This window comes from Cryobacterium sp. TMT2-15-1 (assembly GCF_004402345.1).
GTDB lineage: Bacteria > Actinomycetota > Actinomycetes > Actinomycetales > Microbacteriaceae > Cryobacterium > Cryobacterium sandaracinum.
On the sequence record NZ_SOGD01000032.1, the window covers coordinates 21,655 to 34,612 of the forward strand.

14 protein-coding genes are annotated in these 12,958 nt (G+C 68.0%); 10 read left to right on the forward strand and 4 right to left on the reverse strand.

The window, feature by feature from the left end; all coding sequences use genetic code 11:
• Positions 1-80 precede the first annotated feature (80 nt).
• Positions 81-458, forward strand: a complete 378-nt coding sequence (locus tag E3O62_RS08415) for a rhodanese-like domain-containing protein (RefSeq protein ID WP_134398203.1) — start codon at positions 81-83, stop codon at positions 456-458.
• A gap of 93 nt (positions 459-551) precedes the next feature.
• Here the strand turns inward: E3O62_RS08415 and trxA are convergent, their stop codons facing one another.
• A complete protein-coding gene (trxA, locus tag E3O62_RS08420; RefSeq protein WP_134394544.1) occupies positions 552-932 on the reverse strand; it encodes a thioredoxin in 381 nt (126 codons plus the stop codon).
• 179 nt (positions 933-1,111) lie between these two features.
• Here trxA and E3O62_RS08425 point away from each other — a divergent pair, with 179 nt between their 5' ends.
• Genes E3O62_RS08425 through E3O62_RS08440 form a run of 4 tightly spaced genes read left to right on the forward strand, consistent with a single transcriptional unit; the run spans position 1,112 to position 4,620 of the window.
• Complete coding sequence (locus tag E3O62_RS08425) at positions 1,112-2,473, forward strand: rhodanese-like domain-containing protein (RefSeq protein ID WP_134398204.1); 1,362 nt, start codon at positions 1,112-1,114, stop codon at positions 2,471-2,473.
• 4 nt (positions 2,474-2,477) lie between these two features.
• Positions 2,478-3,542 carry a HoxN/HupN/NixA family nickel/cobalt transporter gene (locus E3O62_RS08430; RefSeq protein ID WP_198413770.1) on the forward strand — a complete coding sequence of 355 codons (1,065 nt, stop codon included), beginning with the start codon at positions 2,478-2,480 and terminating at the stop codon, positions 3,540-3,542.
• Complete coding sequence (locus tag E3O62_RS08435; protein ID WP_370448900.1) at positions 3,539-3,850, forward strand: rhodanese-like domain-containing protein; 312 nt, start codon at positions 3,539-3,541, stop codon at positions 3,848-3,850. Before E3O62_RS08430 ends, E3O62_RS08435 begins: the two co-directional genes overlap by 4 nt.
• A complete protein-coding gene (locus E3O62_RS08440; RefSeq protein WP_166784666.1) occupies positions 3,850-4,620 on the forward strand; it encodes a sulfite exporter TauE/SafE family protein in 771 nt (256 codons plus the stop codon). The genes E3O62_RS08435 and E3O62_RS08440 overlap by 1 nt, the downstream gene beginning before the upstream one ends.
• On the opposite strand, the gene E3O62_RS08445 is transcribed toward E3O62_RS08440, so the two are convergent.
• Positions 4,617-4,898, reverse strand: coding sequence for a metal-sensitive transcriptional regulator (locus E3O62_RS08445; RefSeq protein WP_134398205.1), 282 nt, complete (start codon positions 4,896-4,898; stop codon positions 4,617-4,619). The genes E3O62_RS08440 and E3O62_RS08445 overlap by 4 nt on opposite strands.
• Before the next feature lie 60 nt (positions 4,899-4,958).
• Between E3O62_RS08445 and E3O62_RS08450 the strand changes: the two genes are divergently transcribed.
• A complete protein-coding gene (locus tag E3O62_RS08450) occupies positions 4,959-5,459 on the forward strand; it encodes a hypothetical protein (RefSeq protein WP_134398206.1) in 501 nt (166 codons plus the stop codon).
• 108 nt (positions 5,460-5,567) lie between these two features.
• On the opposite strand, the gene E3O62_RS08455 is transcribed toward E3O62_RS08450, so the two are convergent.
• The gene (locus E3O62_RS08455) at positions 5,568-7,379 is read right to left on the reverse strand and encodes a DEAD/DEAH box helicase (protein WP_134398207.1); all 1,812 of its coding nucleotides are present in this window, start codon (positions 7,377-7,379) and stop codon (positions 5,568-5,570) included.
• A 55-nt stretch (positions 7,380-7,434) separates the two neighbouring features.
• On the opposite strand from E3O62_RS08455, the gene E3O62_RS08460 reads away from it, so the two are divergent.
• The 3 genes from E3O62_RS08460 to heR all read left to right on the forward strand — a co-directional run bounded on the left by E3O62_RS08460 (position 7,435) and on the right by heR (position 10,940).
• The gene (locus tag E3O62_RS08460) at positions 7,435-9,123 is read left to right on the forward strand and encodes a long-chain-fatty-acid--CoA ligase (RefSeq protein ID WP_134398208.1); all 1,689 of its coding nucleotides are present in this window, start codon (positions 7,435-7,437) and stop codon (positions 9,121-9,123) included.
• A 187-nt stretch (positions 9,124-9,310) separates the two neighbouring features.
• Positions 9,311-10,096: a hypothetical protein gene (locus E3O62_RS08465; RefSeq protein WP_134394537.1), complete on the forward strand. Its 786-nt coding sequence runs from the start codon at positions 9,311-9,313 to the stop codon at positions 10,094-10,096.
• A gap of 58 nt (positions 10,097-10,154) precedes the next feature.
• Positions 10,155-10,940 (forward strand): heliorhodopsin HeR, encoded by a 786-nt coding sequence (heR, locus tag E3O62_RS08470; protein WP_134398209.1) that lies wholly within the window; start codon positions 10,155-10,157, stop codon positions 10,938-10,940.
• 120 nt (positions 10,941-11,060) lie between these two features.
• Here heR and E3O62_RS08475 read toward each other — a convergent pair whose 3' ends face one another.
• The gene (locus E3O62_RS08475; protein WP_134398210.1) at positions 11,061-12,011 is read right to left on the reverse strand and encodes an FAD-dependent oxidoreductase; all 951 of its coding nucleotides are present in this window, start codon (positions 12,009-12,011) and stop codon (positions 11,061-11,063) included.
• A gap of 102 nt (positions 12,012-12,113) precedes the next feature.
• On the opposite strand from E3O62_RS08475, the gene E3O62_RS08480 reads away from it, so the two are divergent.
• Positions 12,114-12,956, forward strand: a complete 843-nt coding sequence (locus E3O62_RS08480) for an NAD(P)-dependent oxidoreductase (RefSeq protein WP_134394534.1) — start codon at positions 12,114-12,116, stop codon at positions 12,954-12,956.
• Positions 12,957-12,958 lie beyond the last annotated feature (2 nt).

Genomic DNA, 12,958 nt, shown 5'->3' on the forward strand with positions numbered 1-12,958 from the left:
ACCTGGACCGGCTGCGGCGAGCACGTCGACAGCGTCATGGCCGACATCCCGCCCGCTCAGCGCTGCGCCTGCAACGAGGCATGAAGAACCTCGTCGCAGCACTCGTCCTGGCCGGTGCGGCCCTGTTCGGCCTCACCGCGTGCTCAACCCCGGCCGCCCCGGCGGCTGAGTCCGCCATGGCGGCCGACACCGTCGTGATCGACGTGCGCACCCCCGGGGAGTACGCCGCCGGTCACCTCAAAGGCGCGCTGAACATCGATGTGCAGTCATCCGACTTCGACAGCCAGGCCTCGGCGTTGCCGACCGACGAAGACTACATCGTGTACTGCCGCTCGGGCAGCCGCTCGGCCGCCGCGGCGGCCCGTCTGGCCGATCTCGGGTTCACCTCGGTGACGGATGCCGGCGCCATGTCTGCCGCCACCGTCTCCACCGGTCTCCCGATCGTCACGACCCCGTAGTACCCGCACCACCGGCAGCACTCACAACACCGCGAAGGGCACCCACGAGCGTGGGTGCCCTTCGTTGTGTCATCGGTAGGGCGGAGGGGCCGGTCAGGCAGACGCCCGGTCGGCGGCCTGGCGGGCGGCGATGCTGGCGTGCACCTCGTCCATGTCGAGGCTCCGCACGGCGGTGATGACCTCTTCCAGGGAGGCGGCGTTCAGGGCGCCGGGCTGGGAGAACACCAGCACCTTGTCGCGGAAGGCCATCAGCGTCGGGATCGAACGGATGCCTGCGGCCGCGGCCAGGCTCTGCTCGGCTTCGGTGTCGACCTTGGCGAACACGATGTCGGGGTGCTTCTCGGACGCGGCGGTGAAGGTGGGCGCGAACATGCGGCACGGGCCGCACCAGGCCGCCCAGAAGTCCACCAGCACGATGGAGTTGTCGGTGATGGTCTGGTCGAAGGTTTTCTCGGTGGTGTCAATGGTTGCCATGACTCCAGAATATACCCCATGGGGTATTGTGGTCAAGCGGCGGACGACGCCCGGGGCGGAGCGCCAGGTTGCTTTTCGGATACCCCTGGGGGTATCGTGTTCAACGTGCGATCCGATCGCACGCACGACGCAGGCAAAACGTCAGCACGACGCACGCACGACTTGGAGGACTTCGAACCATGGACGTTATCGTTATCGAAACCCCGCAGCTGGGAGACCGCAGCTACCTGGTGCACGACGGCGCGGTCGCGCTGGTCATCGACCCGCAGCGCGACACCGACCGGGTGGAGGGCGCGGCGCGCGAGGCCGGGGTCACCATCACCCACGTCGCCGAGACCCACCTGCACAACGACTACGTGACCGGCGGCTTAGAGCTCGCCCGGGTGCACGGCGCGAAGTACCTGGTCAACGCCGCCGACACCGTCACTTTCGAGCGGGAGCCGGTCACCGACGGCCAGGTCATCCCTATCGGCGGCCTGACCGTCACCGTGGTGGCCACGCCGGGGCACACCCACACGCACGTGTCCTACATCGTCAGCGACGGCAGCGAAGAGGCGGTCTTCTCCGGCGGCAGCCTGCTGTTCGGCTCGGTCGGACGCACCGACCTGGTAGCCACGACCGACACGGTCGGGCTCACCCACGACCAGTACGAGTCGGTACGCCGGCTCGTGCACAAGGCCGAGCACGACGCCGCGCTCTTCCCGACCCACGGGTTCGGCTCCTTCTGCTCCAGCGGACCCGCCACCGGCGCCGGCGCATCCACCATCGGCGAACAGCTCACGGCGAACCACGCCCTGACCGACTCCGATGAGGAGCACTTCGTGCGCGACCTGATCGCCAACCTCACCGCCTACCCCTCCTACTACGCGCACATGGCCCCCGCGAACACGCAGGGTCCCGGCCCCGCGAACCTGCAGGTGCCCGAGTCCCTCGACGCCGCCGAGCTCACCCGGCGCCTGGCCGAGGGGGAGTGGGTCGTCGACCTGCGCAACCGGGTCGCGTTCTCGAGCAACCACCTGCAGGGTGCCGTGAGCTTCGAATACGGCAACGGCTCGAACTTCACGACCTATCTGGGCTGGGTTCTGCCCTGGAACGAGCAGCTCACCCTGGTCGGCGACCGCGCAGACGTCGAGGACGCCATCCGTGACCTGTCGCGCATCGGCATCGACTCGCCGGATGCCGCCATCGGCACCGAGCCGCACGCCCTGGCCCCGGATGCCCCGGTCGACTCCTACCCGCGTGTGGGCTGGGTCGGGATGCTGCAGGGCCGCGCCGAACAGGATGTCCTCCTGGACACCCGTCGCGCCGACGAGTTCGCCGGTTCCCACCTACTCGGTGCGGTGAATGTTCCGCTGCACGAGTTGCTCTCCCGGATGGACGAGGTCCCGGCCGGCACAATCTGGGTGCACTGCGGTTCCGGCTACCGTGCCGGGGTCGCCGCCAGCCTTCTGCAGCGCGCCGGCCGTGAGGTCGTGCACGTCGACGGGAACTTCGACGAGGCCGCGGGTGCCGGACTCACCCTGGCCGAGCTGACCGTCTAACCCCATGACGGGGAAGCGAACGGCGATCCACCCGGCCGAGAAGCGCAGTCTTCTCGGCATGGGCGCCGCCGTGGTGGCCCTCCACCTGGGCGGCTGGGGAACCCTGTTCCTGCTGGTGTTGCCGCAGCTGTCGCGCACGGGCGGCGACACCGCGGTGATGCTCGGACTGGCGGTCAGCGCCTACCTGTTGGGGGTGCGGCACGCCGTCGACGCCGACCACATCGTCGCGATCGACAACACCACCCGTCGCCTGGTCGGCGCCGGCCGCCGATCGGTGTCGGTCGGGTTCTGGTTCGCCCTGGGGCATTCCTCCGTCGTCGTGGTCTCCGTGGTCCTGCTGGTGCTCGGCGTCAACGCCTTCGCCGGAGGCCTCGCGGACGACACTTCCGCTCTCCGGCAGGTCACCGGCGTGTGGGGTGCCGCCGTCTCCGGCGTCTTCCTGATCCTGATGGGCGCGCTCAACCTGTCCTCCCTGAAAGGGCTGCGCCAGGTGCTGCGCGACGTGCGGACCGGGCGCTTCGTGCAGAGCGAGCTCGATGGGCACCTCGACAATCGCGGCGTGATCAACCGGCTGCTCCGGCCGATGTCCCGGCTCGTGGACCGGCCCTGGAAGATGCTGCCGATCGGCCTGCTCTTCGGCCTCGGCCTCGACACCGCCGCCTCGATCAGCCTCTTCGTCTTCGCCGGGGTGCTCACGCCGGGCCTGCCCTGGTACGCGGCCCTGGTGCTCCCCGTCGTCTTCACGGCCGGCATGACCCTCTTCGACAGCGCGGATGGAATCCTGATGAACCACGTCTACCAGTGGGCCTCCGCCGACCCGCTGCGGAAGGTCCATTACAATCTGATCGTCACCGGCGTATCCGTCTTCGTCGCCTTCTTCGTCGGCGGGATGGGCCTGATGGCCATGCTCACCGACCTCGGCATCGGCGGCGGAACCCTCCAAATGCTCACGGCCGTCGACCTCACCTTCCGGGGACCGGTCCTGTTCGGCGTTTTCGCGCTGACCGGACTCCTCCTGGTTCTGTGGGCTCGTTTCCGCCCTAGTCTGTCCCTGGAAAGGCACTCATGATGGAACTCACCCCGCAGCAGGTCTTCAGCCGCCTGGCCGCGGTGCAGATAGTCGATGTTCGGGAAACCCCCGAGCTTCTCGACGGCATGATCGCCGGAGCCCGGCACATTCCGCTCAGCACGATCACGGAGAACACCGCCGCTCTGGACCCGCAGCGACCCGTAATCCTGGTCTGTCGCAGCGGGAGTCGCAGCGCCAGCGCCGCCGACTACCTCGCTGCCGCCGGGTTCGACACGATCAATATGACGGGCGGGATGCTCGAGTGGACCGCTGAACGGCTGCCGACTGTTCTGCCTCAGCGACCGTGATCATTGCCGCACTCGTCCTGGGGCTCATCGTCGGGTCCCTGCTGGGCCTGGTCGGCGGCGGCGGGGCAATCATCGCCGTGCCGGCCCTCGTCTACGGGGTCGGCCTGCCGTTGGAGGAGGCGATCCCCACCTCCCTGATCGTGGTCGGAGCGGCCTCCGCCGTCGCCGTTCTCCCGCGGCTCCGTCGCGGCGTCAACTGGCGGCTGGCCTTGATCGTCGGCTCCGCCGGGGTGGCGACTGCCTACCTCGGCACTATGGTCAACCGGCTGCTTGACCCGGGGAGTCTGCTCCTGGCCTTCGCCGTGATCATGGTGATCGCCGGCATCCGCATGCTCATGCCGATCCGGGGTGGCGGCGGCCCCTGTGCGCTCCCGGGCGGGGGAATCAGGTGGCGCAGCTGCCTGCCCCGCGCGCTCGCCACCGGTGCGGTGGTCGGTTTTCTGACCGGGTTGCTCGGCGTCGGCGGAGGCTTCCTCATCGTGCCCGCGCTCACCCTCATTCTCGGCCTGCCCATGAGCGTGACCGTGGGAACCTCGCTGGTCATCATCGTCATCAACTCGATGGCCGGGTTCACCGCGCACCTGGGTGACGTGCAGATCGACTGGGCCGTGACCGGCGCGTTCGCCGTGACGGCCATGGCGGCGTCACTGATCGCCGGCCGGCTCGCCCGCGGACTGTCCGACACGGTGCTGAAACGCGGATTCGCCGTTCTCGTCCTGATCGTCGCGGTCTACGTGGCCGTGCAGGCCGTGATCGTGCTGGTCGACTAGGACAGGGCCAGGAACAGTTTCTCGAGTTCCTCCACGCGGAGGGGCTTCTTGTCACCGGTGTCGCCCTGGTCGGTGAGACACTCCTTCATCGCGGAGCTGATGATCGTGAAGCCGGCGCGGTCGATGGCGCTGGAGACGGCGGCCAGCTGGGTGACGACCGCCCGGCAGTCGGCGCCTGATTCGACGGCGGCGATCACCGCGGCGAGTTGCCCCTGGGCTCGCTTGAGCCGGTTCATGGTCTTGCGCAGATCATCTGGCTTTGTCGGGTCTGACTTCATGTGTATAAAATACCCCATGGGGTATCAACTCTCAATAACAATCGAGGAATCAGCCACACCATGAGAATTTCGGCAGCGTTCACCGAACTCCGCACCTGGCCTCGTCGAAGACGGATGGTCGCAGCCGGCATCGGCGCGGCGGCGTTCACCGCGCTGACCCTCGCGTCGGGCTCCGTTGCCGTGGCCGGCGGATCACTGATGTTCCCCGGTGCCGTCTGGGCCTATGCGGTCACGGTCGTCGGGGCCGGGCTGATCGGCCTGGTCGTCGCCAGCTACTTCGACGCCCCGATCGGCGGGGAAGCCACCCGGTGTGACGTGCGCTGGCCCGTGCTCGGCCTGATCGCGGTCTACCTCACCACCGAACTGTGGGAGGCCGTGCCGCTTATCGCCGGCGCGGTTCGCCCGGTCGTCGCCGTCGCCGCGATCGCGCTACTGGTGTGGGCACTGCTCGAACGCCTGGGCAGTGAGCACCGTGCCGTCAACGACCGGAATGAAAACGACGAGGACGGCGAGGTCTGCACGACCTGCAAGCCGCTGTTCCCGGCGACGCGGAGCCGCTGACGCCGTCCGGGCACCTGAGCGTCCACCCAACCGGCAACCCACGGGAACCGGATAGCCCTCGGCAGGGCAGCGGGGCGCGGATACCCCGTGCCCTGCCGAGGCAGGTGCCTAGTAGCTGCGCGGCTGGCGCGGCGGGCGTTCGGTGCGACCCTCGCGACGGACCGGTCCGCCGCCGTCGGCACGGATTTCGATGAGCTTGCCGCTGATGCGGGTGTTCTCCAGTCGGCCGAGCACGTCGCCCGGCATGTCGGCCGGCAGCTCGACGAGCGAGTATTCCGGGTTGATCTGGATGTGACCGAAGTCTTCGCGGCTCAGGCCACCCTCGTTGGCGAGAGCGCCGACGATCTGGCGCGGTTCCACCTTGTGGCGCTTGCCGACCTCGATGCGGTACGAGGCCATCGCGCGGTTGTTGTCGCGGGGGCGGCGTTCCACCCGTTCCACCCGTTCGCCTCGCTCTGCGCGTTCGTCACGGCGGTCGCCGCGACCGGCGTCGGCGCGGGCGCGCTCTGCCCGGTCGCCGCGGTCGGCGCGCTCGGGCCGCTGCGCGCGGGCATCCGCCTGGGTGAGCAACAGGGGAGTCTCCCCCTGGGCGACGACCGCCAGGGCCGCCGCGACATCCGCTTCGGGCACGTCGTGATGGGCGACGTAGTGACCGATGATGTCGCGGAAGGCGCCGATCCGTTCGGCCTGGCCGAGGGCCTCGGTGATGGCATCGTCGAAGCGTGCCAGACGGGTGACATTGACGTCTTCGAAGCTGGGCAGCTGCATCTGCGTCAGCGGCTGGCGGGTCGCCCGCTCGATGGCGTTGAGCAGGTGGCGCTCGCGCGGCGTGACGAAGCTGATCGCTGCGCCGCTGCGGCCGGCGCGGCCGGTGCGGCCGATGCGGTGCACGTACGACTCGGTGTCGATCGGGATGTCGTAGTTGACGACATGGCTGATGCGGTCGACGTCGAGGCCGCGCGCGGCGACATCCGTTGCGACCAGGATGTCCAGCTTGCCGGACTTGAGCTGGTTGACGGTGCGCTCGCGCTGCACTTGGGCCACATCGCCGTTGATGGCAGCGGCGGAGTAGCCGCGTGCGCGCAGCTTCTCGGCGAGCAATTCGGTCTCGTTCTTGGTGCGGGTGAAGACGATCATGCCCTCGAAGTTCTCCACTTCGAGGATGCGGGTGAGCGCGTCGACCTTCTGCGGGTACGACACCATCAGGTAGCGCTGGGTCGTGTTCGCAGAGGTCGTGGTCTTGTTCTTGATCGTGATCTCTTCGGGGTCGTTCAGGTACTTCTTCGAAATCCGCCTGATCTGCGGCGGCATGGTCGCCGAGAACAGGGCGACCTGCTTGTCGTTCGGGGTGTCGGCGAGGATCGTCTCGACGTCCTCGGCGAAGCCCATCTTGAGCATCTCATCGGCCTCGTCGAGCACCAGGTACTTCAGCTGCGACAGATCGAGGGTGCCCTTTTCGAGGTGGTCCATGATTCGACCGGGGGTACCGACCACGATGTGCACGCCGCGGCGCAGGGCGGAAAGCTGGACGCCGTAGCCCTGTCCACCGTAGACGGGCAGAACGTGCACGCCGCGCATGTGGGCGCCGTACTTCTCGAAGGCCTCACAGACCTGGAGGGCGAGTTCGCGGGTGGGGGAGAGTACGAGTGCCTGCGGGGACTTCTGCGCCATGTCGAGGCGCGCGAGGATGGGCAGCGCGAACGCGGCCGTCTTACCGGTTCCGGTCTGGGCGAGGCCGACGACGTCACGCCCGGCGAGAAGAGGGGGGATGGTGGCAGCCTGGATGGCGGAGGGAGTTTCGTACCCGACGTCCTTCAGCGCCTTGAGCATCGCATCATTGAGCCCGAGGTCGGCGAAGGTTTTCGTGTCGCGGGCAGTATCTGCCTCGCTCTGCGTAGAGGTGGTGTCAGGGGTGTGCATACTACAACGGTAATCCATCGGAGAGAGCCCCCCGTTCGTGCGCGAGGATAAGACCATGTCGACTATGCAGCAGCAACCCTGGGTGAAGAACTACCAGCCGGGTGTCCCGGCCGAAATCGAGCTCCCCACGGAGTCGCTCGTGGCGATGCTCGAGCGGTCCGTATTCGAGGCCGGAGACCACCCCGCACTGGAGTTCTTCGGGCGCCGCACCACCTACACCGAGCTCGGCGACCAGATCGACCGGGCTGCGGAGGGGCTACGGCACCTCGGGGTGCGTGCGGGCGACCGGGTGGCCCTGATCCTGCCGAACTCCCCTCAGCACGTCGTCGCCTTCTACGCGGTGCTGCGCCTGGGCGCCGTGGTGGTCGAGCACAACCCGCTGTACACCTCGCGGGAACTCCGCCACCAATTCGAGGACCACCAGGCCCGCATCGTGATCGCCTGGGACAAGTCCGTGGCCTCCGTTCGCGCCTTCCCGCACGACATCGAGATCGACCACATCGTCTCCGTGAACCTGCTTCTGGCGTTCCCGACCCTCAAGCGCCTCGCCCTGCACCTGCCGGTGAAGAAGCTGCGCGAATCCCGCAAGGCCCTCACGGCTGCCGCGCCGGGCACGATCCCGTGGAAGGAACTGCTCAGCCACGACCCGATCGACCCCGAGCATCCCCGCCCGTCGGTCGACGACCTCGCGGCCCTCCAGTACACCTCGGGCACCACGGGCCAGCCCAAGGGCGCCATGCTCACCCATTTCAACCTGTACGCCAACGCCCTGCAGGGCGAGGCATGGATGCACGGGGCCGAGTACCGCAAGGAGGTCTTCTACGCGATCCTGCCGATGTTCCACGCGTTCGGCATGACCCTGTACCTGACCTACGGCATCCGTAAGCAGGGTCTGCTCGTCTTGTTCCCCAAGTTCGACCCCAACTTGATCCTCGACGCCATGAAGAAGTCTCCCGCCACGGTGTATTGCGCGGTGCCGCCGATCTACGAGCGCACGGCCGTGGTGGCGAAGGAGCGCGGAATCTCGCTGCGCTCCTGCAAGTACTGCATCTCGGGTGCGATGAACCTGCCCGACCATGTCGTGGAACTGTGGGAGTCGGTGTCGGGCGGGCTGCTGGTGGAGGGCTATGGCATGACGGAGACGTCGCCGGTGGCCCTCGGCAACCCGTTCCACCCCACCCGCCGGCCCGGCACGGTCGGCGTGCCCTTTCCCTCCACGCTGATGAAGGTGGTCGACCTGGACGACCCCGCCGTGGAGGTGGTTCAGGGCCGGCCCGGAGAGCTGCTGCTGAAGGGCCCCCAGGTTTTCCAGGGCTACTGGAACAACCCCGAGGAGACCGCAAAGGCCCTCCTCCCCGGCGGCTGGCTGCGCACGGGGGACATCGTGACCGTCGACGCAGACGGCTTCACCACGATCGTGGACCGCGCCAAGGAACTCGTCATCACCGGCGGCTTCAACGTCTCGCCCTCGGAGGTCGAGGCGGTGCTGCGACTGCACACGGATGTCGTCGACGCCGCCGTCGTCGGCAAGGCTCTCGAACGCGGCGGGGAAATGGTCGTCGCGGCAGTCGAGCTGAAGCCCGGAGTGCCGATCGATGAGGATTCATTGCGGGAGCACTGCCGCGAGCACCTCGCCGCCTACAAGATCCCGCGCCGGATCGTTTCGATCGAGGACATGCCCCGCTCCATGCTTGGCAAGATCCTGCGCAAGCAGGTGCGCGAGCAGGTTCTGCCGGGGCTCTGAGGCTGGGCCCGTTCGAGGGAAGCCCCGAGCGTTCGGGCCGTTTTTTCAGGGGGCACTAGCACTGGGGATGCTGTCGCTGCGGGCAGTGTCCCTTCCCTATGGCAGCGTATTGTACATGTCCATTTCACAGCCGCCAGCAGCCCCGGCACAGCAGACCCCCGTCCCGCCCCACGTCCCTGGAAGCCCGATGCCGGTGAAGAAGTCCGGCAACGGTCTCGGCCTCGCCGCTCTGATCGTCGGTCTCGTCGCGCTGCTGTTCGCGTTCATTCCGGCCATCAGCCTGGTGGCCGGCTTCATCGGCTTTGTTGGCCTGGTCCTCGGCGTCATCGCCATCTTCCGCAAAGGAAGGTCGAGGGGTGTCGCCATTTCCGGCACCGCTGTTTCGCTGATCTCCATCATCGTGGCGATCATCATGTCGATCGTCTATGCGGCGGCCTTCATCACCGCCGTCGATGACGCGATCCAGAGCGAATCCAGCGTGACGGAACCAGGCGTAGCCGCAGCCGACGACGCAGCGGAACCCGTCGAGGCGGGCGACGTGGGCACCCGTGCCAACCCGGCCCCCGTCGGTTCGACGGTGACCATTGAGGAGTTCGGCACCCCGACGTGGGAGGTCACGCTTGGTGCGGCCACGTTGAACGCGACGGATCAGGTGAAAGCTGCGAACGAGTTCAACCCGGACCCGGAGCCGGGAAATGCGTACGCGATCGTACCCGCTACTGTGAAGTACATCGGAGCGGAATCCGGCAACCCGAACTTCAGTCTCGACTTCACGTATGTGTCCTCGGATGGTCGGTCGTACGACGGCGGATTCGTCTCGATGGATGGGCAGCTTTCGGATGTCGCTGATCTCTATACGGATGCCACCGCAACCGCAAACGTGATCATCGAGGTGCCCGCGACCGGTCCGGAGGCCGGCCTGTGGGGCGTGTCCTACATCGGCGGCGATCCGGTCTTCCTCGCCGTGCAGTAGCTGGTTCGACACGGACTTCGAGGGAGGCCCGGCGGACCCGCGCCGGTATTCTGAGATGATGACGACGGCACCCGAGAACGTCATGACGGATGCCCGGTTCACCCGCCTGCGCGCCGTGAACCTCGTCGTCGGCCTCCTCCTGCTGGCACAGGCCGTTCTGGTCTCCGTGGTCGTCCTGGCCCAGAGCGCCCCGGTGCTGCTGCCGGTCACGGCCGGCTTCCCCGGCGGGTCGGTGGATTCCCAGGCCGAACCGCAGGTCGTCGACCTGGCCGCCGTGAACCTCGGGGTAGCCGTCGCCATCCTGCTCGCCTTTTCCGGGCTCCTGCGCCTCGCCGCCGTGACCCCGACGTTCGCCGGCAGTTACCGGCGCGGTCTGGCCGCCGCACGCAACCCGCTGCGCTGGGTCGAGTACTCGCAGGTCTCCGCGATCACCGTGTTCCTGGTCGCCCAGCTCAACGGCGTCACGGAGGTGGGCACGCTGGTGGCGCTCTACGCCGTCACGGCCGGTGCCACGCTCTTCCTCGCCCTCACGGAGCGCGAACCGGCAGGCGGCTCGCTTCGGCCCTTCGTCTTCGGGGCCATGGTGGGCATCGTGCCGTGGGGAATCATCGCGTTCTATCAGATCGGCGCCGGAGTTCGCGGTGACGTGCCCGAACTTTTCGTGCGCACCGTCACCCTTTCGCTGCTCGCGGTGGCGGCCCTGGTCTGGACCAACGCGTGGCTCGGGCGGACAGGCGACAGCGCGTGGGCGCATCCGCACCGAGTGGAGATGGTCCAGATCGCCCTCGTCACGCTCGGCACCACGCTGCTGACCGGGCAGGTGCTGTGGGGCGTGCTGCTCTAGTTCGAGGCCTGGCCGGTAACGAGGCTCGTGGCGCAGGGTTTGGAAGTGGGCGCAGGGCAGAACGTGCGCCTGCTTCTACACGGTGCGCCGTGACCGATGCGGGCGCCGGGCCAAGGCGGGCTAGGTGAGCGCCCGGGCCACGTCCAGCCCGGAGCGCACGGCACGGGAGACCCCCGACGGATGCCCGTGCAGCCGCCCGAAACCGTCTCCCGCCACGAAAATGCCCGGCTGGTCCGCGCGGCGGGAGAACGTGGCATCGGGCACCGACTCCACCGCATTCGCGTACCGCCAGCGCTTGAGCTCCGAATCCACGACGGGCGCTCCGGGCAGCAGGCGGATCAGCTCGAACAGGAGCGCCGCCCGCGCGAATGTGGCGTCGGCTTCCCAGGTCGCCTCGGTCCACTGCGGGCTTGCGAAGACCTCGAGCCAGAGCTGGCCGGCGTCGTCCCGGTGCCTGACCCGAACCGCCTCGATGACGCCGTCGGGAGTCGACCGGCCCACGAGGTGACCCGGGAGATCACCCTGAGCGCCACCGTCGACGACGCAGAGCAGAACGGCCCGCTTGTCGTAGGTCACCTCGTGCAGCTCGGGAGCCACGAGAAGCCCGCTTCCGCGCAGGATCTTCACACTCTGCGGAACCGGTGCGGTGAGAACCACCGCCCGGCCGGCGAACGGTGCCCCGGAGCCGTGCGGCACCACGTGGATGAGCCCGGACTCCTGCACGACCAGGTGAGTGACGAAGGTGCTCCGCAGCGTCGTGCCGGCCGCCCACCGCTTGGCGATGTCGCCCGCGGGCTGGTCGAAAGCCCCGTCCGCGCGGCCCTCGGTCACAGGCGTGAACCGGGCGCCCGTTCGGTGCATGATCTCCTGCGTCACCTCAGGGTCGTGGCTGCGAACCGTGTCGACGGACGGGTTCAGCAGCCGGCCGTCGAGGGGCCGGCTGGACAGTCGACCGCCCGGACGGGAGCCCTTGTCGAGGAGCAGCACCGAACGGCCGCGCTCCTGAAGGTTCTGGGCGACCGTCAGCCCGCACACACCGGCACCGACCACGACGACATCCCACGTTTGCATGTCTGGAGGCTAGTGCACGCAGTCGTACGCTTGTTCTTGTTGCCACCGCCGCCGACATCGGCACGGATGCAGCAGCTCGCCGACCATGAAGAGGAGTCCCGCATGAAGATCGTTGTCACAGGTGGAAGCGGAAAGCTCGGCCGGACCGTCGTGAAGTACCTTGTCGCCGAAGGTCACGAGGTGCTGAACCTCGACCGTGACGGTGCCCGCAGCCATGACCTGGTGGTCGTGGACCTCACAGACTACGGCCAGGTCGTCGACGCGGTCCTCGGTATTGACGACCGGCACAGCGGGTTCGACGCCATCGTGCACCTGGGCGCGATCCCGGCCCCTGGCCTGGTTCCCGACGTGGCCACGTTCCACAACAACATCCTCTCCACCTACAACGTTTTCCAGGCGGCCCGGCGTGCGGGCATCACGAAGCTGGTCTATGCGTCCAGCGAGACCGTGCTCGGTCTGCCGTTCGACATCGACCCGCCTTACATTCCCGTGGACGAGGAGTACCCGGCCCGCCCCGAGAGCACGTACTCGCTGGTGAAGCACCTCGAGGAGCAGATGGCGATCCAGCTCACCCGGTGGGATCCCGAACTGAGCATCACGGCGCTGCGCTTCTCCAACGTGAAGGACCCGGAGGACTACGCGGTCTTTCCCGCCTTCGACGCCGACGCCACCCTGCGCAAGTGGAACCTGTGGGGCTACATCGACGGCCGTGACGGTGCCCAGGCCGTGCTGCGGGCGCTGCAGAACGCGAAGCCGGGCTTCGAGACGTTCATCATCGCCGCCGCCGACACGGTGATGAGCCGGCCCAACGCCGAGCTGGCCGCCGAGGTCTTCCCCGGCGTCGAACTCCGGGAGGTCGGCGAGAACGACACCTTGCTCTCCATCGACAAGGCCCGACGGATGCTCGGCTACGCACCGGAGCACAGCTGGCGCGACCACGTGTAGCC